This is a genomic window from Duncaniella sp. (genome assembly GCF_029056165.1).
In the GTDB taxonomy this organism is placed as follows: Bacteria; Bacteroidota; Bacteroidia; order Bacteroidales; family Muribaculaceae; genus Duncaniella.
Genome location: NZ_JAIDBW010000007.1, coordinates 1 through 24,420 on the forward strand (window position 1 = coordinate 1; position 24,420 = coordinate 24,420).

General features: G+C 48.6%; 23 protein-coding genes. 1 reads left to right on the top strand and 22 read right to left on the bottom strand.

Going from position 1 to position 24,420, the window contains the following annotated elements; all coding sequences use genetic code 11:
* The 22 genes from K2G41_RS00860 to K2G41_RS00965 all read right to left on the bottom strand — a co-directional run.
* The coding region (locus K2G41_RS00860) for a universal stress protein (protein ID WP_300113063.1) at positions 1–1,015 on the bottom strand (1,015 nt) is incomplete at its 3' end.
* A gap of 174 nt (positions 1,016–1,189) precedes the next feature.
* Positions 1,190–1,444, bottom strand: coding sequence for a DNA-binding protein (locus tag K2G41_RS00865; RefSeq protein ID WP_300113066.1), 255 nt, complete (start codon positions 1,442–1,444; stop codon positions 1,190–1,192).
* Between the two features lie 197 nt (positions 1,445–1,641).
* The gene (locus tag K2G41_RS00870) at positions 1,642–2,421 is read right to left on the bottom strand and encodes a tetratricopeptide repeat protein (protein WP_300113069.1); all 780 of its coding nucleotides are present in this window, start codon (positions 2,419–2,421) and stop codon (positions 1,642–1,644) included.
* Positions 2,418–4,217, bottom strand: coding sequence for a BatD family protein (locus K2G41_RS00875; RefSeq protein ID WP_300113072.1), 1,800 nt, complete (start codon positions 4,215–4,217; stop codon positions 2,418–2,420). The genes K2G41_RS00870 and K2G41_RS00875 overlap by 4 nt, the downstream gene beginning before the upstream one ends.
* A 42-nt stretch (positions 4,218–4,259) precedes the next feature.
* The gene (locus K2G41_RS00880; RefSeq protein WP_300113075.1) at positions 4,260–5,051 is read right to left on the bottom strand and encodes a tetratricopeptide repeat protein; all 792 of its coding nucleotides are present in this window, start codon (positions 5,049–5,051) and stop codon (positions 4,260–4,262) included.
* The gene (locus tag K2G41_RS00885; protein ID WP_300113078.1) at positions 5,048–6,115 is read right to left on the bottom strand and encodes a VWA domain-containing protein; all 1,068 of its coding nucleotides are present in this window, start codon (positions 6,113–6,115) and stop codon (positions 5,048–5,050) included. The genes K2G41_RS00880 and K2G41_RS00885 overlap by 4 nt, the downstream gene beginning before the upstream one ends.
* Positions 6,116–6,126: 11 nt before the next feature.
* Positions 6,127–7,113, bottom strand: a complete 987-nt coding sequence (locus K2G41_RS00890; protein WP_300113081.1) for a VWA domain-containing protein — start codon at positions 7,111–7,113, stop codon at positions 6,127–6,129.
* A 6-nt stretch (positions 7,114–7,119) separates the two neighbouring features.
* Positions 7,120–8,121 carry a cell wall anchor protein gene (locus tag K2G41_RS00895; RefSeq protein ID WP_300113084.1) on the bottom strand — a complete coding sequence of 334 codons (1,002 nt, stop codon included), beginning with the start codon at positions 8,119–8,121 and terminating at the stop codon, positions 7,120–7,122.
* Positions 8,122–8,220: 99 nt separating this feature from the next.
* Entirely contained in the window at positions 8,221–9,096 is an 876-nt protein-coding gene (locus K2G41_RS00900; protein WP_300113087.1) for a DUF58 domain-containing protein, read from the bottom strand.
* 34 nt (positions 9,097–9,130) lie between these two features.
* A complete protein-coding gene (locus K2G41_RS00905) occupies positions 9,131–10,126 on the bottom strand; it encodes a MoxR family ATPase (RefSeq protein WP_300113090.1) in 996 nt (331 codons plus the stop codon).
* A gap of 398 nt (positions 10,127–10,524) precedes the next feature.
* On the bottom strand, positions 10,525–12,117 hold the full coding sequence (locus K2G41_RS00910) for an HU family DNA-binding protein (RefSeq protein ID WP_300113093.1): 1,593 nt from the start codon (positions 12,115–12,117) through the stop codon (positions 10,525–10,527).
* Complete coding sequence (locus tag K2G41_RS00915) at positions 12,114–12,392, bottom strand: HU family DNA-binding protein (protein WP_300113096.1); 279 nt, start codon at positions 12,390–12,392, stop codon at positions 12,114–12,116. Before K2G41_RS00915 ends, K2G41_RS00910 begins: the two co-directional genes overlap by 4 nt.
* 232 nt (positions 12,393–12,624) lie before the next feature.
* Complete coding sequence (proS, locus tag K2G41_RS00920) at positions 12,625–14,106, bottom strand: proline--tRNA ligase (RefSeq protein ID WP_300113099.1); 1,482 nt, start codon at positions 14,104–14,106, stop codon at positions 12,625–12,627.
* Between the two features lie 112 nt (positions 14,107–14,218).
* Entirely contained in the window at positions 14,219–14,863 is a 645-nt protein-coding gene (locus tag K2G41_RS00925) for an OmpA family protein (protein ID WP_300113102.1), read from the bottom strand.
* A gap of 46 nt (positions 14,864–14,909) precedes the next feature.
* Positions 14,910–15,215: a hypothetical protein gene (locus K2G41_RS00930; RefSeq protein WP_300113105.1), complete on the bottom strand. Its 306-nt coding sequence runs from the start codon at positions 15,213–15,215 to the stop codon at positions 14,910–14,912.
* Positions 15,216–15,220: 5 nt separating this feature from the next.
* A complete protein-coding gene (gene rimM / locus K2G41_RS00935) occupies positions 15,221–15,763 on the bottom strand; it encodes a ribosome maturation factor RimM (protein ID WP_300113108.1) in 543 nt (180 codons plus the stop codon).
* A gap of 32 nt (positions 15,764–15,795) precedes the next feature.
* Positions 15,796–16,422: a DUF4290 domain-containing protein gene (locus tag K2G41_RS00940; protein ID WP_366145368.1), complete on the bottom strand. Its 627-nt coding sequence runs from the start codon at positions 16,420–16,422 to the stop codon at positions 15,796–15,798.
* Between the two features lie 66 nt (positions 16,423–16,488).
* Entirely contained in the window at positions 16,489–17,235 is a 747-nt protein-coding gene (gene fabG, locus K2G41_RS00945; protein WP_300113114.1) for a 3-oxoacyl-[acyl-carrier-protein] reductase, read from the bottom strand.
* Between the two features lie 25 nt (positions 17,236–17,260).
* Entirely contained in the window at positions 17,261–17,866 is a 606-nt protein-coding gene (locus tag K2G41_RS00950) for a TetR/AcrR family transcriptional regulator (RefSeq protein ID WP_300113116.1), read from the bottom strand.
* A 188-nt stretch (positions 17,867–18,054) separates the two neighbouring features.
* Positions 18,055–21,255, bottom strand: a complete 3,201-nt coding sequence (locus K2G41_RS00955; RefSeq protein ID WP_300113119.1) for a multidrug efflux RND transporter permease subunit — start codon at positions 21,253–21,255, stop codon at positions 18,055–18,057.
* A gap of 77 nt (positions 21,256–21,332) precedes the next feature.
* A complete protein-coding gene (locus tag K2G41_RS00960; protein WP_300113122.1) occupies positions 21,333–22,436 on the bottom strand; it encodes an efflux RND transporter periplasmic adaptor subunit in 1,104 nt (367 codons plus the stop codon).
* A 42-nt stretch (positions 22,437–22,478) separates the two neighbouring features.
* Positions 22,479–23,798, bottom strand: a complete 1,320-nt coding sequence (locus K2G41_RS00965) for an efflux transporter outer membrane subunit (RefSeq protein ID WP_300113125.1) — start codon at positions 23,796–23,798, stop codon at positions 22,479–22,481.
* A 295-nt stretch (positions 23,799–24,093) separates the two neighbouring features.
* Here K2G41_RS00965 and K2G41_RS00970 point away from each other — a divergent pair, with 295 nt between their 5' ends.
* Positions 24,094–24,390, top strand: coding sequence for a hypothetical protein (locus K2G41_RS00970; RefSeq protein ID WP_300113128.1), 297 nt, complete (start codon positions 24,094–24,096; stop codon positions 24,388–24,390).
* Positions 24,391–24,420: the final 30 nt, after the last annotated feature.

Below are 24,420 nucleotides of genomic sequence, written 5' to 3' on the forward strand. Positions count from 1 at the left end.
GAAGTTGCTGATCGAGATTCTCAAATTCCTCCATTTCATGGGATAGCGACAATGTCATGGTCTTGAACGTATAGGCCGGATAGTTTTTACGACAATAATCAAGGAGGTTTGCGATGACTTCCGGGTCGCCCTGCGGTTTCTTTTTAGTAGGAAGAACCGTGAGAGTGACGGACAGTGAGGTTTCGGGGAAAATCCTGTAGAGAGCGTCAAGCGCGAGGATGTCCTGCTGACGCGATGCCGCGAAATAGATCACTTCACGTATCTCATCCGTACGTTTGAAACGTAGAGATTCGGGAACTGTAAGCACGCATGACCGACAGGTATCAAGAACTTCAGCCGTGACACTACCGAGCATTGCGCGATTTTGCTTATTAGTTCCGCGAGTACCCATCACAATGAGGAATGGATTATGAGATGAGGCGTAGTTGTTGATGACTTCCTCCGGTAATCCTTCAGTGATATCGGAGGAGAACATTGCTGGAGGGATGACTCCGTCTTTTATCTTTTCACGCAATTGGCTTTCGACTTCCTGCATGTCCTTACGGCTTGTTTCAGTGAGTAGCTTGTCCTCCTGTATCTGTTCGATGACATCGGCGGTGGTGTCGAATGTCATAGTATCGGAAAGCTGCATTGCCGCACCGTCGGCCATGATCGGATCGCAGAATGAGTGCAGGAGCTTTATGTGGGCCTTATGAAGCGATGCGATGTGGAATGCAAGGAAGCATGCTTGGATCGACGATGTTGAGAAGTCGATCGGGACAAGTATCTCCGGACCACCTGCCGGACATTGTTTTACGGCTGAAGGGGAGAAGATCTCAATGTTTTCAATCAGTCGCAGAGCCATCGGGAGGTCATTTTCGTGGATACGCACTCTGATGCCTGACGATACGACAGGTGTCGTGAGGTTGACATTCTGGAGCACTACGCTTATGCCCTCGCATTCGAGAATATTCTTCAGCTGATGCGCCTTCTCATAAGTGTGTATGGCAATGGTGATGAGTCTGTCGTTCTGCATGTCGTTAGAATTGATGATTGTGATTTGTCGGTAGAATGACTTCTACAGTTTTTTATATTTTGACTTACAACTATAGAAACAATTGAAAGGACAAAAAGTCGTTGGCAAGCAGCGCACTTTTTGTCCTTTCGCAATATTTTACCGATCGGAAAAAGAGTGGGATTTATTCCCTGATTATTCCTTGTTGGCCTGAAGGATTTCAATAGCCATATCGTAAATGGTGGTGTCATCGAGGACTACAATACCACCATCGGGACCCGGCTCGATGTGTACGCCACAATTCTTGCCGAATTCATAATTTGTGCCACCGAAGTAGTTTCTGACTGTCTGTGGAGTGACGTTGAGTTTATCGGCTATCTGACGGATTGAACCATCGGGCAGACTATCCTTGATGAGGCGGAGGTCATTGAACGAAATAGTTTTAGTCATGATACTATAGGTGTTTGGGGGGGTTAATACTGAGGTTGGTTATGTGTGGAGTATTTCCACGTCACTAAATTAGGGTTTAATTTCTATTCAGGCAAATAAATGAAGAAAAAAAATCTATGTTATACAACACTTTCTCTTCACAAACCAGCCGTAAGGGAGAATAACCTTTTGACCTCCAATGGCTAATGACTTCGGGGTCAGATTTTCTCAACCGCAGCGGCATTGATCCATGCCCTGTGAGCATTGTCAACCTGAACATCATACCATAGTGAATTGATTGAATCCGTTGTCGAACGAACGGAGTCAAGGATTTCAACCCGTGTACCTTCATGGAGGAGCATTGCCTCCTGAGCACGATCCTTAGGGACACGCGGAGTGGTTGAAAGTATGGTTGATGGAGAGGTGATGATGGCAACATTGTCGGCTGTAGCAATAGCTGCGGAGCGGAATGCGAAATAGATGAAGCAGAGACAGCCTAATAGTGTGAGAAAACCTCCGAAAAATCCTATTTTGCGCAAGGTGACAGCTCCTGAAAAAGCGTAGGTGAGACCTCCGATGAGAGTGAGGACAAAACATCCGAATGCAAGCCATGCCCAGACGTTGGAACGTGCCGAATTGGCTGCGGCATCAAGAGTGTTGCCAAGGAATGTGCCGCGTTCGCCGGGTCGGTCTGCGATGCGGGCATTGACAAACTCAAGATTGGTACGTGCATCATTGAATGTAGGGTCAAGACGAAGGGCACGTTCGTAAGCGAGAATCGCTTTGCCCATCTCACCGAGACGGTAGTAACAGTTTCCGAGATTATATTGGAGCGTTGCCGATGTGCCTTCGGTGGCTATGGCATGGAGATATGTATCGGCAGCTTCCTTAAAGTTGTCGGCTGTGTAGGCAGAGTCAGCCTGCTGGATCAGTGTCGATTCTGACTTTGCATAAAGACAGCAGGCTACAGCAAGTATGAGGGTGACGAAATATTTCATTTTTTGTTGCTTTCAAGTTGGTTAATGGCATTAACACCGCGGTCATAGACACTGTCCATACGGTTTGAGCTGTCAGGGGTATAACGAGCCATCTCGCAGTCATCAAGGACTGAGACAATGGCCTCGGCACTCGCTTCGGAGTAACCCTTGGAGGCAAGCGTGGCCGAGATGTTGTCGCGTGAAAGCTGTGAGACAGGCATCGAAAGCTTATCGGAGAGGTAGCCCCAGATTGCCTTCAGCATCTCTTCGTAGAAGCGTTCGCTGTCACCTGACTTCATGAAGCCTTCGGCTACGCGGAGACGACGATGGGCCATCTTGCTCGCCTTGGCCGTACGACGACCGATGACATCGGCATTCATGCGGGCTTTCCGGCGGTTCACAACCGCGATGACCACAACAATAACAATGAGACCGATGTACATGAACCAATACCACGAGCTGAGGACCACTATCGGGTGAGTCATTGATGGATTCTTGTCGCCGAGATAGATGTGGCGGATATCGGAATTCTTATTTTCAACATCCTTCTGATCAGTGGTGACAGGAGCGGAAATTCCTTTGGCTACCTTGATGGGATATGTGGGCGTGTTGAGTGTAACATAATTCTTGGTCTGCGGATTGAAATAGACAAACTTGTCACTTCCGATTGTGAAGTCACCGACGCTTTGAGGGACGAAGGTGTATTCGACAGTCATGCTACCGCTGACATCGTTGCCGCTGACGGATGCTTCGATATCACTCTTGGGAGTGTATTGCTCAAATTCAGAGGGGAAGTCGATGACAGGTTCTTTGACATACTTTATATTACCCGTACCGCGGATGGTATAGATAAGGGTTGCCGGATCGTTGGTACGGAATGAGTTGCCGACAAGACGGCTGTCAATAGAGAATGTACCGACTGCTCCGGTAAATCCTTCAGGCTGGGGCTGGGGGAGGGGGAGAATGTCGATGGAGGCAGAGTTGGAGTTGACCTTGATCTTGGCTTCCTTGGGCTGACGCACTTGGAACATGCCCATGTTGACATTGTCATACTGCACGACAGAGATATCGTAATTGCCGGAGTTGATGGTCAGCTTTCCACTCTTCTGCGGGAAAATTATACACTTTTTCAGGACAGCGGTCATGTAGTTCTGTCCATTATAGGTCTCCATCTGGTTGAGAGTCGGCTGGAGATCCACCTCCTGAATCAGAAATCCGTCAAAGGCGGGCTGACGTGTCGGGAGGAATGATGAAATGCTGTACTTGGTGTAGAGTTTGATGGTGCATCCGATGGCTTCCTGCTCGTAGGCTGATGACTTCGACAGGATGATCCTGACAAATACGTCGTCGTTGTTGACACGGCGACCGGCAGCCTGAGTATCGACATCGTTCACATCAACCGGACGCTGCGATGCAGGTGTGTTTGCAGCATCAAGATCAAGGACGGCAAAATTGACCGGTTTGGTAGTCATCCGTTTGCCGTCAGCCATGATGCTCGCTGCGGGGATGGTAAAGTTACCGGCTTTGTCGGCCTTATAATAATATGTGTATTCAGTCACCGTGTTCGATGAGCCTTTTCCGTTTATCACCTGATAGCTGTGTGACGTGGAAACGGCGGGTCCGTAGAGCAGCGTGCAGCCATTGATCTGTGATACCTTCAGGTCCGAACCATTTGCATCGGTCAGACGGAAGGTGACAGGGAAACGCTGACCCTCGTGAACTCGCGTCGGGGGCTTGACGGTGAAACTTACTTCCGCCTTGATCGCCGGGACGGCGACCAGTAAGGCGAGTAATATTGATAGTATGAAACGTTTCATTCAGTTGTCTGTTTGAGTGAGGGTGAGTCGTTAGTTCAAATGTTACCAAGGATTAGTGACAGGGCGACGTGAAGGAGCACCGTTCTTCTGCTTCTCGGCGTTGACACGCGCTCTTGTCGCGTTCTCTTCATTTTCCATAGCCTTTAGGATCTTTTCAGCATTCTGTTGGCTTATGCCGCTTTGTTGCTGCTGTGGCTGCTGCTTCTGGTCAGGCTGCTGCGGTTGCTGCTGCTGATCCTTCTGGTCATCTTTATTGTCCTGATTCTGGTTTTGATCCTGATTTTGGTCCTGATCCTGTTTATCCTGATCTTTCTTGTCCTGATCCTGGTTCTGGTCTTGGTTCTGATCCTGATTTTGATCCTGATTCTGCTGTTCCTCCAGACGTTTCTGTGCCAGACGCAGATTCTCGCGTGCCTTATCATTGTCAGGATTCCTGCGGAGAGCATTTTTGTAAAGTTCGATACTCTTTGCATAGTCCTGACCGTTGAAAGCTATGTTGCCGAGATTATAAAATGATTTTTCAGCGATTGAAATATTCTCGGCATCGCGTGTGAGGTTTTGGAGTATGTTCATCGCCTCTTTCTGAGTTTCACCGGAGGCAGAACCCTGACGTAACAGGGATGCAGCGAGATTAAACTGCGCGATCTCGTTCATGGCGTTTTCCTGAAGGGCCTTACGGTAAGCGACCTCGGCTTCGGCATAACGCTCATCATTGTAGAGCTTGTTGCCCTCGACAATGTAGTTGCGCTCGTTGCGTGTGGTCGTAGCTTTGCTTTCTGCCATTACAGGCATGGCGGCCATCATTGCCAAAAGCGGGAATAATATCTTTTTCATTTTTTGTCTCCTTCCTCTTCTTTAGTGAAGAAACGATATCTCTTGAGCCAAGAGATCTTGCGGGTGACGGTGATGGAGTAGATGACGAGCAAGATCAGGGTAATGAAGGCAAAGATAGGGAACTGCTCGCTCGCCGGTGAGAATGATTTGCGCTCGAAATCACCCTGCTCAAGTTCGTCCATCTTTTCATCTATGGCTGTAATGGCTGAATTGGATGCACCGTTGACATAGATACCGTTTCCGGCCTTTGCAATCTGTGCGGCGGTCTCCTCGTCGTGACGTGTCACTACTTCCTCGCCTGTCATAGGGTTGATCATGTATGTTCCCTTTCCGAGAGGAATGCGTGCGCCTTTAGCAGTTCCGAGGCCGATGACATCGACCTGAATACCGGCACTCGCCGCACGTTTTGCGGCCTCGACCGCATTATCCTCAAAGTTCTCGCCATCCGTGATCACCACAATGGCTTTGCCCATATCATCCGTCGGAGTGAATGAATTCATGGCCATTTCGAGAGCAGAACCGATGGCAGTTCCCTGAGTAGGCACCATATCTGTAGTGATTCCGTTAAGGAACATTTTGGCGGATATGTAGTCCGAGGTTATGGGGAGCTGTGTGTAGGCATCTCCGGCAAACACGATAAGACCCACCTTGTCGTTTGTCATCTTGTCGATGAGCTTCTCAAGGATGTGCTTGGCGCGCTGCAGACGGCTGATACCATTATCATCATCCGTAGTTGATGCAAGCATTGAGTTCGATACGTCCAGACAGACCATCACTTCGATACCTCGTGAAGTCTTGGTCTCTGAAGCATCCGGTTCGAGGCCGCCAGTAGCACGTGGACGAGCTATCATGAACACCATTGCCGCAATGACAAGGAGTGACAGGACCATCTTGACCCAAGGCATATATTTTGACACCTCAGGCATAAGGGCCTCGATCACTTCCGGACGTCCGTAGCGCGCAAGTTTACGGCGACGTGTGTAACGTGCCCAGATAAATAGGGCGGCTACTACCGGGAGCAGGAACAGCAGATATAATAAATGTGGATATGCAAACGAGATCATAGAGAAGTTATTTAGGGAATGGTCCTGAAAACTGTGTAGCGGAGGAGCACTGCAAGGCCGAAGAGACTGAGAGCCGCGATGGCCCACGGGAGATAATCGTCCTCGGTGCTTGTGAAGTTCCTTAGATCCATTTTGGTCTTTTCAAGACGGTCAATTTCTGCGAATACATCCTTCAGCACATTATTGCCTGTTGCGCGGAAATATTTTCCGCCTGTGGTCTCGGCAATAGTTTTAAGTGTGGCTTCGTCAATTACTACCGGGAGGTTGACATATTCGATGCGACCGAACATGTTTTCTTGTGGATAGGGAGCGGTGCCGTTTGTACCGATGCCTATTGTATAGACTTTGATGCCGAGTTGCTTTGCGATTTCAGCTGCGGTTATCGGGGCTACGTTGCCGGTATTGTTCGAACCGTCAGTGAGGAGGATGATGCTCTTGGATTTTGCCTTACCGTCCTTGATACGGTTGATGGAAGTCGCAAGACCGTCACCGATGGCTGTGCCGTCCTGAAGCATACCCATCTTTATGTCGCCTATGTAGTTGGCGATGAGCGAACGGTCAGTGGTCATCGGAATTGCTGTGAAGCTTTCTGCGGCAAAAATAACCACTCCGATATTATCGCCCTCACGACCGGCCACGAATTTCGCAGCCACATCCTTGGCTGCTTCAAAACGGTCAGGTTTGAAATCGCGCGCCAACATACTGGTCGATATGTCCATTGCGATCACGATGTCCGTACCCTCGACGCTCGATGTGTTCCATGAGTCACGCGTCTGAGGACGTGCAAGAACCATGATCACACAGCCTATTGCTGCGAGCTGGAGAATAAAGAGAATGTGGCGCATCGAAGCGAGGAGCGATCGCGGTGCTTTACCGAAAGCCGACACAGTCGAGACCTCCATCGAAGCGAAGAGTGAACGCTGTTTATAGATGTACCATGCTATCAGCGGTATGAACAGCAGGAACAGCCAAAGGTATCCGGGGTTTGCCAGTAACATTGTCGCTTAATTATGGTTTTTGGGTTGGGTTTTATCATTTTTATTGTCGTCCGCTGCATCGCCGGCACTATCCTCAGCAGGTTCGGGTTTCGGTTTGGTGTCCTCGACAAACTGCATTGCTGAATTGAATGCGCGGATATTATCATCGGGGAGAGGACGGACCTTTGCAAACTTGACAAAGTCGGCAGTCTCAAGCACACGTTCCATATTCTCCTTGGAGAGACGCGTCTCCTCGTTCGTATTGATGGTATTGCGGATCTGTGTGGATGTCATCTCCATAGCGTTGATGCCGAAGCGTCCCTGCAGATAGATGCGGAGAATATCGGTGAGGCGGGTATAGAATTCCTTTTCGCGTCCGCTTTCGCAAAGTTTCTCCGACTGCAGACGGTTAAGCTCGTCAACCGCTTTCTCGTATGGCGGAACAGGTTTCGCAACCGGTGCAAACGGATTTTTGCGGTTGCGGAGCAGGTAATATGCGTAAGCACCACCGCCAAGTACGATTATTACTGCAAGAATCCATAGACCATAGTTAACCACGAAGTCCGGGAGATAGTCGATGAAACTTCTGTCAATGTCGGCCACATCTGCATAGTCATGTATGGTCTCAAGGGAATCAACCTCTACGGGATATACTTTCAGCACCAGACGGTTGGAGCGGAAAGTATCGTTATTCACGACATACATTATCGGATTCATCCGATAGACACCGGAGTCAAACGACTGGAGTATGATGTCCTGTTTGACTTCAATTCTGCCGTTGCCGAGCTGGGTTGTGTCAGCTTTCAGAAGCTTGAGGATCTCGACTTTGTCACACATAGAATCCTTGGGGATAATAAGGTGGCCTTCGGGATTTTCGGGTGCGACAAGCTCAAGATGCAGGGGTGTGGTGCGTCCCATCAGCAGGAATGCTGAATCAAGGCTTAGTTTCACGCTCGGATTCTGTGCGAAAGCCGATGTCCCTAACAGGGCGGTGAGACATATTAGAAGTATGCGTAGGGGTCGAAGCATAGACTTGAATTGAATATTTTGTTTATGACAGCCGTTAGGGCCTGATAAGGAGAAGATGTAAAAGCCGATATGATAGGAGGGGTGAAATAGAGAATCTTTTCAGCGTACACCACGATTTTTGAACAGTGCCATCAGTGAGCGGGCAAAGTCTTCATCTGTAGCAATTGAGGCATGATCGACACGACATTTGCTCAGGGTGGCCATCATGGCCTGCTGGCGTTCGTACCACCATTTTCCGTATGCCTGACGGGTATGTTTAGAAGACGTGTTCACCCAACGTGTGCCTCCGGTTTCAAGATCCATCACTCTCATCAGCCCGACGTCGGGGAGAGAGGTGTCACGCTTATCATAGACCTGTATGGCTATGATGTCATGTTTGTTGCATGCCACCTGAAGCTGACGCGTGTAGTCATGACTGTCAATGAAGTCGGAGATCACGAATGTCGTGCAACGTTTTTTCAGCGCATCGGTGAAATAGCGCAGGGCCACGCCGATGTCCGTACCGGAGCTTTCGGGGGTGAAGTCGAGGAGCTCACGTATGATAAGAAGGATATGTTTCTTTCCCTTTTTCGGAGGGATGAATTTCTCGATCTTGTCCGAGAAGAAGATCACACCGATCTTGTCATTGTTGGTGATGGCGGAGTAGGCGAGAGTAGCGGCTATTTCAGCGATCATTTCGCGCTTTTCTTCACCGACAGCTCCGAAGAGACGGCTGCGTGACACGTCAATGAGAAGCATTACCGTCAGCTCACGCTCTTCCTCATAGACCTTGACATACGGATGGTTGTGACGTGCGGTGACATTCCAATCAATGTCACGCACATCGTCGCCATACTGATATTCCCTGACTTCCGAAAAGGTCATGCCTCGGCCTTTAAAAGCCGTATGGTACTCTCCCGCAAAAATGTTTTGGGAGAGACCACGCGTCTTTATATCTATTTTTCTAACTTTTTTAAGTAGTTCGTTGGCTTCCATAGGGAGGACTCGGAATGATAGGGGTTAACAAGGATCAGGGCACCTCGACCTTATCGAGGATCTCAGATATAACCTGATCGGTAGTGATATTGTTTGCCTCGGCTTCGTATGTGAGGCCGATACGGTGACGGAGGACATCATGACACACGGCACGCACGTCCTCAGGGATCACATAGCCACGTCCGCGGAGGAAAGCGTAGGCACGTGCTGCCTTTGCGAGACCGATGGATGCACGGGGTGATGCGCCGAAGCTGATCATACCGGCGAGATCCTTGAGGTTATAGTCGGCCGGATTACGTGTAGCGAACACGATATCGACGATGTAACGTTCAATCTTTTCATCAAGATAGATTTTCTCGACGATCTTCTGAACCTCGATGATTTCCGAGGGATGAAGCAGGGGATGGACTTCGACTTTCTCGCCTGAGATGTTTTGGCGGATGATGAGTTTCTCTTCCTCCTTTGTCGGATAACCGATGATGACTTTGAGGAGGAAACGGTCCACCTGCGCTTCGGGGAGGGGATAGGTACCTTCCTGCTCGATCGGGTTCTGTGTAGCCATCACGAGGAAGGGCTCGTCGAGTTTGAATGTCTTCTCACCAATTGTCACCTGACGCTCCTGCATGGCTTCGAGCAGTGCGCTCTGCACCTTTGCGGGGGCACGGTTGATTTCGTCCGCGAGAACGAAATTGGCGAAAATAGGACCACGTTTGATCTGGAACTGCTCCTTCTGGACGCTGTAGATCATAGTACCGATGACGTCGGCAGGGAGAAGGTCAGGGGTGAACTGGATACGGCTGTATTTAGCATCAATGATCTGTGCGAGAGTCTTGATGGCAAGAGTTTTCGCAAGACCGGGGACACCTTCAAGGAGTACATGGCCATTAGAGAGAAGTGCGATGAGAAGTGAATCGATCAAATGCTTCTGACCGACAATGGTCTGATCCATCCCTCGTGTGACGAGATTTATAAAGTCTTTCTTTCCCGCTACGAGGTCGTTGAGTTCGCGGATATTTACTGACTCGCTCATGATTTCAAAAGTGAAATTTCGTATGTATTGTGTTAATTTAATTATCTATCTGCAGTGATTAACTGAAGTACAAAATTATAAATAACAACAATTATTGTGTGAAAAAAGTGTGTTAATTTTAGCTATTTTTCGTTTAACATATAGGATGTGATATATAAAAAAGCATAAAACAAGCCCTCTGACCTACATATCGCAATCAGTGGTGCGACAGGGCTGTCAGAGGGCTTGTTTTTATGTTCTGGTAGAGGCTGTGACAGAATGGATAAATTCCGGGTTTTAGGGTCTGCGCTTGCGCTGGCCGAAATGTAAGGCAATGTGATAATCAGCTAATTACAGTGCAGGATTCGACCGGCTAAAACGTAGGCCATACAACCGAGCTGATTTTGACAAAGTATCCGTTATTTACTGAATTTACGCAGGACTTCTCCGGCTTTGGCACGGGCTTTACGGAGGCTTTCAGGATCATTTGCGGAAATGCCGTATTTTTCAGCCGGCGGGATCACAAGTACAACACCTGCCTGCATGTTGTTGGGATTTCCGATCTTTGATTTGTTTTCCTCGTAGATATAGACCCAGAAGTCCTTGTTGCCGTAATGTTTCTTCGCCATATCATGGATGAGATAGCCACGACGGACAGTATCGGTTACTGTTGCAGCTGTGGTCGCGGTGGCAGGAGCGGTATCAGTCTGTTTCGGCTCATCTTCTTGGGCGGGTTCAGGTTGAACCTCAGGGGTGGATTCAGAGGGGGTGGCAGCAACGGTATCGGTCGGTACTGTCTCTTCCTCTGAAACGGAATCAGACATGATAGCATCAAAGAGCTCATCAGCTTCCGCTGAATCCTCTTCATTGAATACGGATGACTGGTGCATGGTCGGGAAGATCTTGTCAATGGCAAGATAGACACCACACGCTCCGAGAGCGAGACCTACAATAAGTCCGACAATGAGTCCGATCCATAAATTCCCTCCTCCATTAGTTTTGACCGCAGTTGGAGTTACATATTCTTCCTCATCCTCCACTAATTCTGCTACCGGTCTGACCGGAGGTATCGGATGGTTGATGGCTTCAGCTGTTTCTTTTTGCACGACCTCTGGTTCAGTCGTGGCAACTTTCTCTACGGCAGTTTTAGAAACGGTAGGTTGAACAGGCTCTTCCTGTACCGTAGGTTGAGAAGCGAAAGATTGAACAGGCGCAGGGATGGGTTGTGACTGTACGGTTGCTGATTCCGCTGCAATCGGTTCATCATCCTTTTCGGCAGGTTGCTGCTCCTCTTCGACGATTTCTTCAATCACAGGTTCGGTTTCCACGGCTGCCACCGGTGTTTCAGGTTGAGCTTGGGCTGCGATGACTACATCGGTAGATTCCTTTTCAACAATCTCTGTCGCTTCCTCGGAAGTAACCTGATTAAGTTCGGATGATTCAGTAGAAGCAGTCTGATTAGGTTCGGATGATTCTGTCGGTTCGGACGGTTCATCCTCAATCACCTGTTCAGTCAATGTCTCCGGTTCTGAAGCAGCCACAGTGCTGTTCTCCTCTACGGTATCAGTTCCGATTATTGTATCTGCCGGTGTTTCCTCGCTATCGTTCAGGACTTCCTGTTCGATCGTGACGGATTGATCATAAGTCGGTGTTACTATTGTCTCATCCGCGGTTGCAGGAGCTTGAGCTTCGATCGGAACATCGTTTTCAATCTCAGCCAGCATTTCGTCAGAAACGTCGTCACTGAGGCTCACAGCCTCAAACATTGCGAATGGAGCGTTAATCGTATCGTTAATCTCCTTATCCGGCAAAAATTCAATGCTGCGTTCTCCGTCAGCTTCGGTAACATTGAAAGCTCCCAGACCTTTGATGCGGACGCTTTCACCGCTTGTCAGTGCCTCAGAGAGCAGATCGAAGAAGTTTTTGACGAACAGCTCCGCGCTTTCCGCTCCTATGCCTGTGGCCAGTGCGATGCGGGCTGAAAGTTCGTGGAAGGGTATTTTCTGATTCATCTGTGGCTTAACTTTTTCCTAAGTACAATGCTGGGTTGAAACTCCATAGTGATCATCGGAGGATAGAGCTTACGCTCTCCGGTTGCCTCGTCAGTCACAACTTTCTCTTCCTCCTTTGTCGATTTGAAAGTTCCGAATCCGGGAACAGCGATGGAATCAAGTTCAGAACCTGCCTCCCGGATAATAACGCTGAGCCCCTCGACAAGTGTCGTGACCTCAGCCGGTTCACGGTTGAGGCGTTTTGACAGACGGCTGATAAATGCTTTGTTGTCCAATTTTTTCTTATTCAATCAAAAATCCGCGCTGATCATCAGATCATATCACACTGCGGACGCTGTTTAACTTAATAAAATATAGAGTTCTCCGGACTCACACCGATTCCGATGTATGTTTCAATATCGGGATACATACACATTTTTTCATCCGAAAGGATGGGAGAGAGGGGAATGAGTATATGGTTCATGATGGGGTGTCAAAACAATCATTAACGTTCCCATCAGGTATAGATCAATAATTACGTGCGAAGATGACGCGGCGTGCCGAGGGTTTGCCTGTCACCATGCAGAATCCGGGAGTGTCATCGCCATCCAAAGGAATGCAACGGATAGTAGCCTTGGTCTCTTCCTTGACTTTTTCCTCGGTTTCGGTAGTTCCGTCCCAGTGGGCAAGGATGAAGCCACCCTTTTCGATCTCTTCTTTGAACTCCTCGTATGTATCGACTGTACGGGTCATTGATTCGCGGTGTTTGAGTGCCTTCTGGAAGATATTGTCCTGAATCTCTTCGAGAAGTTTGGCAACATAACCGGCAATGCCTTCGAGGGGAGCAACATGCTTTTCGAGAGTGTCGCGGCGCATAACCTCGACAGTCCCGTTTTCAATGTCACGAGCACCGATAGCGAGACGGACAGGAACGCCTTTAAGCTCGTAGTCGGCAAACTTGAAGCCCGGACGCTTATTCTCGGAGTCATCATACTTGACACTGATACCGAGTGCGCGGAGCTCGTTGATGATAGGTTCAACTTTAGCCGAAATTTCAGCAAGCTGCTCGCTGTTCTTATAGATAGGTATAATTACTACCTGAATGGGTGCGAGATGGGGAGGAAGCACGAGGCCATTGTCATCGGAGTGGGTCATGATGAGAGCTCCCATGAGTCGGGTCGATACGCCCCAAGAATTGGCCCACACGTATTCGGGTTTGTTGTCCTTGTTGACGAAGGTCACATCAAACGCTTTGGCAAAATTCTGTCCGAGGTTGTGTGAAGTACCTGACTGAAGAGCCTTGCCGTCCTGCATCATGGCCTCGATAGTGTAGGTGTTGAGTGCACCTGCAAAGCGTTCGTTGGCTGACTTTACACCCTTGATAACAGGCATGGCCATGTATTTTTCAGCGAAGTCCGCATAGAGGTTGATCATCTGAACTGTGCGGGCTTCCGATTCCTCCGCTGTGGCGTGGGCACAGTGGCCTTCCTGCCAAAGGAATTCAGCTGTACGGAGGAACATGCGTGTGCGCATCTCCCAACGCATCACATTGGCCCACTGGTTGCAAAGCAGGGGAAGATCACGGTAACTGTGGATCCAGTTCTTGTATGTGCCCCAGATGATTGTCTCGGAGGTCGGACGTACGATAAGTTCTTCCTCAAGACGGGCGTCGGGATCGACAATCACGCCATTGCCGTTAGGATCATTCTTCAGACGATAGTGGGTGACGACAGCACATTCTTTGGCAAAGCCTTCGACATGTTCGGCCTCGCGGCAAAGAAACGATTTGGGAATGAGTAGGGGAAAATATGCGTTCTGCACGCCGGTTTCCTTAAACATCTTGTCGAGAGTCTGCTGCATCTTTTCCCAGATGGCATAGCCATAGGGCTTGATCACCATACAGCCGCGCACCGCACTCTGTTCGGCAAGATCAGCCTTTACAACAAGTTCGTTGTACCATTTTGAATAGTCTTCACTGCGCTTGGTGAGATCTTTTAGTTCCTTTGCCATTGTATAAAGAAATGTATAGAAATTATATTCTTGATTTTTTGTAGTTTCGTAGTCTGTAATAGAGGTGAGTCGAGGAGGGTGCAAATTTACGAAAAATTATGCATTGCAGCCGTCATTTTAGTGCCCCTTTTTGAGCGAGAGTGATGAGCTTAGGACCGGGAATAAGGAAAATTTCAAGACGGCGGTTCTCCTTGCGGCCCTTTCGGGAGTCATTTGCCACGAGCGGTTCAGTGTCACCAAATTCATAAGGGATTATGATTAGATCCTCGCTGACTTGGTCAAGAAGCCATTCATAGATTGAAGTGTTGCGCTCATGGGAGAGGTTCATATTGTAGGTCGGCGATCCTGTATTGTCAGTGTGTACGGCATAGACCACCTTAAACATCATCGGGTCATTTAGGAGCGAGATGATCGGACGGAGTTTGCCCGGTGCGGCCGGGGTGAGGAGAGTATCGTTGGGCAGGAAGAGATCGTCTGTAGGGATGGTCACAAGTACCACCTCATCGTTGCGCATAAGATCAACGATATAATTTTTCTGTACGAGATCCCGTCCTAAACGCCCCATATAATTCTTGACGGCGGCATGTTCGCGCTCACCGACGGCAGGGGCTTTCAGATTCTCCTCCAGCTCCATGTCCATATAGACAGTCTCATCATAATCTGCATACGGATCATTGTTTCCTGCTTTTGCGGTCAGGCCGGGCAGTGAAACAGAGAGCGTGAGTGCTGTCAGTGAAGCAAAGAGGATTTTTTTCATATTCGGATTTGTGAGTTGCTTATTGTAGAGTTTTCCACAGAAGAGGTCAGAACTCTTCAAGTGACTGTTCGTAACGGAGCTCAGCCATGACCAATGGCTCTACGTCCTCGCGTCGGATGGGGGAATCACTATCTTTAGCGAGCATCTTGCCGACATGCTTTATGAGGGCATCGGTGTTGATATCCTCATCATCTGCTTCAGTATCGATGTCAAGGAGTCCCTGATCATCATACCAGTCCCAGATAATGTCAATGACATTGAGCAGTTCATCATCGTCATAAAGGACCGAGCTTTCATCGGAGAGGACGGCATGCATGGCGTTGATAGCTTCTTTTTCGTCAAATTCTTTCATAAGTTTCAACTATTTAAGTCTATAAGTCCTGTCGGGAGATCGGTAGTGATTACTTCTGAGTCGTGATCAATGGATTCAATATATTCATCCGCTACGGGAACGAAAATTTCTTCGCCGGCCGGAGTTGTGATCAGGAAGAGGACATTCTCTGTCGCGTCATTGATACCTGAAATCATACCGATGTCTCCGAGGTTGAGATCATGAACTTTGTAACCGATCAGGTCAGAAGCATAAAAACCTTCCTCGTCATCATACTCATCCTCGTCATCTTCAGGAATGTCAGAGCGAAGGATGTAGAAGGGCATATTATTGAATTCCTGTGCCCGGACCTCATTGTCAATGCCCTCAAGCGAAAGCAGGCATGTGTCGGCTGTCCGCGGACGCCATGATTTCACAAAAAACGGCACGAAAATTCCCTCGATAGGGATAATGATACATTTGATCTCATCGAGGTCAAGATCCAGATCAAGAGTGGCCGACATCTCGCCCTTAATTCCGTGGGCTTTGTTGAAATGACCGGCTTCAGCGATTTCCGACAGCTTTATCACGTTCCTGATTTATATTGATTAGTTGATTAGACTTATCTCTTTTTCTTTTTCTTGCTTGCAGCCGGAGGTGCGATTATCTTGAACTCGTGTAATCTTACGGTCTCCGGATCAAGACGCAGTGCGCCGTGGGAATATTCGGCAAGATCTTTGAATATCTTCACATCCTCAACACCGTCGGGGTTGACGCCGAGCAGAAGTTTCTTCATGTGGTTGGCTATGAGCAGCACAAGTTCGTCGCGTTCCGGACCCTCATCCATGCTGACAGCCTTGCGTATCATCAGCTCTACATCTTTTCCATAATGACGGTAACGGATGTGTTCCGCCGTATAGGGCACTTTTTCAGGACGAGAATTGAAATTGTCCGATTTAAGTGTCTCGAATGGCCAGTCGATATCAAGACTGAAATCACTCATGATTGCAAGGTGATCCCAAAGTTTACGCTGATAGTCCTCTTCTTCACGGATCTTCGGAAAAAGCTTGGCCATGCTGTTGACGATAGAGTGGGCGCAACGTGTGCGCTCATCCCTGTCCTCGATTGTGAGGCAATGGTCAACCATTTGATGGATATTACGACCGTATTCCGGCAGAATGAGATGTTTGAGTTGAGTGTTGTATGTCAGCATTCGGTATTGTGAGCGTTGTATTATAAGGAATGACATAAGGACCGGTGATTACGGAAAATCCGGTTGACCGTGCCCTTATGTCAAGAAAACGTTAACGGCTTATTACATGTTCATGCCACCGTCCACCTGAATGACCTGACCTGACACGTAGCTTGACATGTCTGATGCAAGGAAGGTGGCGACATTGGCGATGTCCTCGACCTGACCGGCACGGCGGAGAGGAATTTTGAGAGCCCATTCCTTACGCACTTCGTCGGGGAGGGCGGCAGTCATGGCTGTCTCGATGAAGCCGGGGGCAATAGCGTTGGCACGGATGCCGCGCGAGCCGACTTCCTGAGCGATACTCTTTGCGAGAGCGATAAGACCGGCCTTGGATGCAGCATAGTTTGCCTGACCTGCGTTGCCGTGTACGCCTACAACTGATGCCATATTGATGATGGAACCGCTGCGCTGGCGCATCATGATGGGGAGGACTGCATGAATGAAGTTGAACGCGCTCTTGAGGTTGACTGCGATCACTGCATCCCACTGAGCCTCAGTCATACGCATCATAAGGCCGTCCTTAGTGATACCTGCATTGTTGACGAGAATGTCGATATGACCGAAATCTTCCTTTACCTTAGCAACGACTTCCTCGGTCTGAGCGAAGTCAGCTGCATTTGAGGCATATCCCTTAGCCTTTACGCCGAGAGCTTCAAGTTCCTTCTCGGTGGCTTCCATGTTTTCATCGCGGTTAAGGTCAGTGAAGGCGATATTTGCACCTTTCTGTGCGAATTTAAGGGCGATACTCTTACCGATACCACGGGCGGCGCCGGTGATGAGTGCTACTTTTCCTTCAAGTAATTTCATTTTTTTGAAATGTCTTTTAGTTGAACTATGTTGTTGGTTTAATAACAAGCGTATTGATCAGAAAATGGATGACCGATTCACGGATCTCCTCCGCTGTGAGGTTGAAATCCGCAAAGTTGCTGCGCAGATGGCAGAAGTCAAATCCTTGAAAAATCATTTCATAGACTCCCGGAAACAATCTTGACTGGACAGGATCGAACACGCCTTGACTGACACCTTCGTCGATCATCTGCGAGATCAGCCCCTTTTCCTTAGCGACTGCGAGTGTGCGTATGCGCTCAAGACGCTTATAGTCGAGTGTGATATATGAAATGATCTGACTGGTGGTGGATTCACGGATGGTCTCCTCCACGATATCAAATCGAGCCTCAAGGAAGCGTTTGAGTTTTTCGGCCGGCGCGAGATTGGAAATGACCACATTTCTGAGTTTCATCACTATGGCCTCACTCTCGCGTTCGATCACAGCATCGTATATCTCTTTTTTATTTTTGAAATATGTATAGATGGTGCGCCGCCCCTTGTCAGAGGCGGTGGCAATGTCGTTCATCGTAGTCTTTTCAACACCATTGCTGGCAAAGAGTTGACGGGCAACGTCCAGAAGTCTTTCGCGGGTCTTTGACGCCATTGTCATGCTGTAAATCTTTTCTACGGCAAAGTTACAAAAAAATCCTAAACTTTCTTACTTTAATCCGTTGAATGGCGCATTTTCGGAGATATACACATATATTTATAGGAATACTGCCTGAAATCCCGCAATCGGATTTCAGGCAGTATTCGATTATAATAGAGATTAAAAGGCCTGTGTAGGTGATCCGGAAATTATACCGATCCACTACCTGTACCCGAAGTCGGGGTGTCGGACCCGGATTGTCCCGGCTGCGAATTGCCACCGGTGGAGGCTGCGAAGATTTTCGAAAGGTACTTCTCGCGGAATCTCTCGAAAAGTTCCCAGAATCCCGGTACGAACAGAGTGCCGGCGATGGCATTTGTCGCCATACCGAATACCACAGCCGTGCCGAGTGCGATTCGGGACTGTGCGCCTGCACCCGTAGCGAACAGCATGGGGAGGACACCGAAGACAAATGCGAATGCTGTCATCATGATAGGGCGGAAGCGGATGCTACCCGCATCGGCCGCAGCCTGACGTATGCTCTGGCCGGCCGCATGGAAATCACGGGCATACTCGACAATAAGGATCGCATTCTTGGCCGCGAGACCGAGCAGTAGTATTATACCGATCTGCGTGTAGATTGATATGGATTGCGAAAGGAACATACAGCCAAGCACAGTTCCGAAGATGGCTGTAGGCATGGCCACGACAACTGCAAGCGGATCGGTCCAGCTTTCATACTGTGCGGCTAACACGAGGATCGTTATGATGATTGCGAAAATCAGCACGAAAGATATTGTCGTTCCGGACTGGGTCTCCTGATAAGCCTCGCCTGTCCATGCGTAGGCAAATCTGTCGCCTACGGTTTCCTTGAGTACCTCCTCCATAGCCGCGATAGCATCTGAACTTGATACGTTGGCTGCAGGAGTACCGGTAATGGATGCGGAGTTATACATGTTGTAACGGCTCACCGTAGATTGTCCCATTGTCGGAACAATGCTTGCGAATGATGAGAATGGGACCATCTCGTCATCATTGTTCCTTACCGTCAGATTCGGGATCTGGTCGATGCTGCTTCGTGTGAGGCTATTACCACTCATATTGACCTGATAGGTGCGTCCGAATTCGACGAAGTCATTCACATAGCTGCCGCCCATGAATTGAGCGAGGGTGCTATAGATGTTGTCAATCGTCAGACCCATAAGTTTGGCCTTGTCACGATCAATGTCAATGCGATATTGCGGAACGCCGGCTTGGAACATAGTGGTCATCTGAGCCAGTCTCTTATCCTTGGCGGCCGCAGCCTGCATTTCACGCAGTGTCTCCTGAAGCGCATCCGCGCCAAGATTGTTAATGTCAAGAATCTGCATCTCCATACCTGATGTCATGCCGAGACCGGGAATGGCGGGGGGATTGATGGAGAACACGATGGGTTCCTGATAGGAAGCCGCTATCGCGTTGACCTTATCCATCACGGCATTCACATCATGAGATTTACCACGGCGTTCACTCCAAGGCTTGAGCACTACGAACAGTGATGCCATATTACCACCTGAACCACCACCCATCATTGACTGACCGGAGATCGAGATGATGTCCTTTACTTCTTCGATATCCTTGATCTGGTCAGTAAGTTTATCAACGACTTCTTCCGTGCGTTCAAGCGATGCACCCGTCGGCAGCTGAATGGAAGTCATGAAGTAGCCCATATCCTCCTGCGGAATGTAGCTCGACGGAATTTTCACAAATCCCCAGAAGGCAAGGACGCAAAGACCGAAATATATACCTATGGCGACAATGGGGTGTTTCAGGAGTTTCCCGATTGTTGAAGTGTAGTGTTTGAGGACAGAGCCATAGCCCTTGTTGAACCATTTGTAGAGAAAGAAGTGAGGGTTGGGATCGGATTTCTTACGGAGGAAGAGCGCACACATGGCCGGTGTGAATGTGAGTGCATTAAAGCCTGAGAAGGCTACAGATGTAGCGATGGTTAATGCAAACTGTTTGTAGAGCTCGCCTGTGATACCGCTGATGAATGCAGTCGGGATGAATACGGAGAGTAGTACGAGCACCTCGCCGATCACCGGGCCTTCAAGTTCGACCATGGCTTTTTCAGCACTCTGCCGTGGGGTCAGTTTCCCCTCCTGAACCAGTCGAGCACAGTCCTCCACGACGACTATCGCATCATCGACGACTATGGCAATTGCAAGTACGAGACCGAAAAGAGTAAGCGTATTGAGCGAGAAACCGAGAAGCTTCATTACAGCGAACGTGGCTATAAGTGAGACCGGAATCGCTATCATCGGAATGATCACCGCACGCCAGCTCTGAAGGAAGATGAGAATGACAATCATCACGATAAGGGTGGTTTCGACAAACGTTACCAACACCTCGTCAATAGATGCGGTGACAAATTCAGTGGTATCAAGAATTACACGATAGTTAACTCCCGATGGAAAATATTCTGAGAGATCTTCCATCTTGGCCTTAACCTTATTTGCCACCTCAAGAGCATTCGCTCCGGGGAGCTGCTGAACGCCGATCAATCCTGCCGGTTTACCCGACACGGAAGCGTCTCCGGAGTAACTTTGGCTTCCGAGTTCAACTTTTGCAATGTCTTTGAGACGGAGCAGACCTCCGTTGGCTGCCGAACGGATAATGATGTCACCGAACTGCTCGGCACTTTTGAGCTGACCTTGAGAGGTCAATGTGAACTCGAATTCCACTCCGTTATTGACAGGCGGCGTGCCCACGCTACCGGCTGATACTTCGAGATTCTGCGACTGGATCATCGCGCTCACATCTGAAGGCGTGAGATCATAGTAACGCATTTTTTCAGGATCAAGCCATACGCGCATACTGTACTTACCTGCACCGAAGGCAGCCGCACCACCTACACCGTCGATACGTGAAAGCTCGTCGATGATGTTGAGCTGCGCATAGTTGGTTAGATAGAGCGCGTCGTAGCGGCTGCTGTTGTCACCCTCAAGTGCAATGAAGAGGATGATGTTGGATGACTCTGAAGTCACCGATATGCCTTGCTCCTTGACGGCCGTCGGGAGGGTAGCCTCTGCAAGAGAGACACGATTCTGAACCTTCACGGCTGCATCATCGAGATTTGTTCCATTCTCGAATGTTATAGTCAGATTATACGAGCCGTCGCTTGAGTTCGAACTCATGTACATCATTCCTTCTACGCCGTTGATCTGCTCTTCGATAGGTTCGCCGACAACTTTTGCCACCGTAGCTGCATCTGCGCCGGGATAGGAGGCAGACACCATAACTGTCGGGGGAGTGATGTCGGGATACTGTGAGATTGGCAGACTCTTGACGGTCATAAGGCCGACAATCACCATCAATATTGCCAGTACCGTGGCAAATATAGGACGGTCTATAAAAAATCTTGAAAACATCTCTTTACTGAAAATTAGGGGTGGATTAATAGATTTCTGAAATCATTTCATCGGGCTGATGTCAACTGTAGCCGGGTCTATTTGACAAGCTTGGGGTTGACTTTCATTCCCTCCCTGACTTTCAGGAGTGCTTTGGTTACATATTTTGAATCCGGTGTGATACCTGACACAACTACGCGAAGTGAGTCGTGGTAGAGCGGACCTACTTTTATAGGAGTATAGACCACGGTATTGGAATCATTGACCACATACAGATATTTTCCTAACTGGTCGGTGCTGATCGAGGCATCTTTGACAAGAATGGCTTTCGGCTCGACTTTGTAGGGCAGATCAACTTTTACAAACATTCCGGGGCGGAGTTCATCATAAGTGTTCTGGATCTTGCACTGGAGAGCAAGTGTTCCTGTTGATGTATCAAGATTAGGAGCGACGTAGCTAAGATCTCCGTAATATGTATGCTTTACGGAGTCGGAGAACATCAGAGGTATGTGGGACAGGAAAGAACTGTCGATCATCTCCATGTCGATATCCTGCGAGCTTTCCACAGAGAAATTTGCGGTAAGGCTTGAATTATCATATATGGTGGTCATCTTTACCGCGTTACCCTCACCGTTGACATAGTTACCTGCATCCATTGATGCGGATGTTATGACTCCTGATATCGGAGCCGTAATGGTGCAATAGCTCAGATTTGTCCTTGCGGTCTCTAACGCCGCACGAGCGTTCTTTATGCTCGCCTCGGCCTGACGCAGATTGCTTTCAGCCTCGTTTACTTCCATCTTGGACACGGCATCGCTCTCAAGGGCTTTTTTCACGGCTTCATAGTGACTGTTGGCATAATCTCTCTCGCTCATGGCGGTGGCGAGAGCTGCGTTGGCCTGCTGGACAGCGTCACGATACTTACTGTCCTCTATGCGGAATAGTAGGTCGCCTTTATTTACATATTGGCCACCCTCATAATTTTTGGATAGGAGCTGACCGCTCACGCGCGCCACCACATCGACTTTCTGCGCTGCTGTCAGCACTCCGGGATAAGTGTTGCTGAGTGTCACGGAATCCACTTCCGGGAGCGCGACGTCAATGGCCTCTTCTGCGCCATGGATTTCATCTTTCTTATGTCCGCCACATGATACGGCGAGTAAACCGGCGGCAACGGCTGCCAATGCTAAATTCTTATTCATAATGCAGGAATAATAAACTTGGATGATTGAATGGAATTATGGTTATTCGATTGGCGAGCCTCCTAATGATTTGTACAAGTCTATCAGGCTGATAAAGGCATTACCTCTCGCTGAAATAAGTGTGTTGGCGTATGTAAGACTATTGATCTGAGAATCGACGACGTTTGTGAATGCTGTCAGACCCTCCTTATATAGATCCACGGACAGATGAAATGATTCGTCGCATTGATTGATGACATTGGTGTAGCTGTCTATCGCGTGGAGGGCTGCGGAGTAGGATAGCATTGCGTTATCGACTTCCTGAATAGCCGTCATGACGGTCTGATTATAGTTCTCAATTCCGATTTTCATCTGCTCCTTAGCTTCGCTGACAGCTGCTTTTCGTGCGAATCCGTCGAATAGCGTCCATGACAATGTGGGGGCTATGCTGTACGTCAGACTATTGTTCTTGAACATATCGTTAATCTCATGTGCGCCTACGCCTATTGTACCGTTGAGTGTGAGGGTGGGGAGAAAATCCTTTTTCGCTACGCCGAGTTGCGCGGCGTATGCGCTGACCTCACTTTCAGCCGCGATGATGTCAGGACGGCGTCGAAGAAGATTGGCAGGAACTCCGGCAGGGACGAGATGTCGGAAGTCAGGTGTGGTCCACGAAGCCTCAAGTTGTGGAGCAAGATCTTCAGGATATACTCCGAGGAGGATTGCTATCGCGTTTTCGGCTTGTTTCATGGATGATTCAAGTTGCGGGACGGTAGCTTCCGTAGAATAATATACGGTCAGAGCTTGTGCGACATCGAGTTTTGACACCAATCCGGCTTCAAAACGGGCTTTTACTATTTCAACTACTCTTTCCTGAGATGCAAGATGTTCCTTGGTGACATAGAGCTGACGCTGGAATATTCGGAGATTGAAATAATATGTGGCTATATCTGCGGCAAGACTGATCATGGAACTCATGTAGTCCGCACGGCTCACCTGATAGAGAGCTTTTTTGTTTTTCACGCCGTCAGTGATCCTTCCGAATACGTCGATTTCCCACTGCATGTTTGCTCCGAGATTGAAATAGCTCGAATTGCTTGACGGGACTTTACTGCCGCTCATTGCACCTGCACTGCGGCTTTTCGTGTAGCCTCCGCTGAGTCCGAAGGTAGGATAATAGCTCGCCTCCGCACTTTTTATCTGGGCTTTTGCCATATCCATGCGGTGGAGGGCTGTCAGTACATTGAAATTATTGTCCATACCGACGGAAATCAGTGAGTCAAGAAGCGGATCGTTGAATCGTTTCCACCACTGGTCATCACTGGGGAGAGTCTGCTCCATTTCGGAGGCATACATCCATCGGTCAGGGACATTTCGTTTCAAAAGATCCCTATTGGTGCTTTGTGCGGATGAGATCTGAGTTGAGCAGAAGATTATTCCGCATGCAATAGTCAAAACGTGAATTATTTTTCTCATAACAGGTTGGGTTGCTTTTATTCAAACATCCCAATTAAATTCTCTGTTCATCATATCACATATAAAAAATCATGTATATAACGACATTTTAACCTTCATTTTAATTGGTGTGCTTAATATTGGCACATCTATCGCGGTAAATTTGCATTATAATCAGGAGATTAATCTCTCCGGAGTAATTTTAACCATAAATATTCTGATTATGACAGCTATCAATAGAACAGACACCCTCTATGTTACCGCTCTCAGCAGCGGTGTGACTCTTCTTTCGACCAGTCTGCGTGGTGCAGAGTCAATGGGCGATGTGCTCCGTCATGTCAAAAGTCAGGCAGAAATGACAAAAGGAGTGGTTACATTAAGAATACGCAACAGCACCCAAGGGTGGGTACAGCAACACAATGTCGTTCTCAACACGCAGGCTAAACCTAACATGTCGGCCAGCTTCTATGCATCAACCGGGCAGGGACAGCGTAAATCCTATCCTTCATTATTTGATTGAAAACTCGAGGCGGGAAAGGCAGGTAGAAAA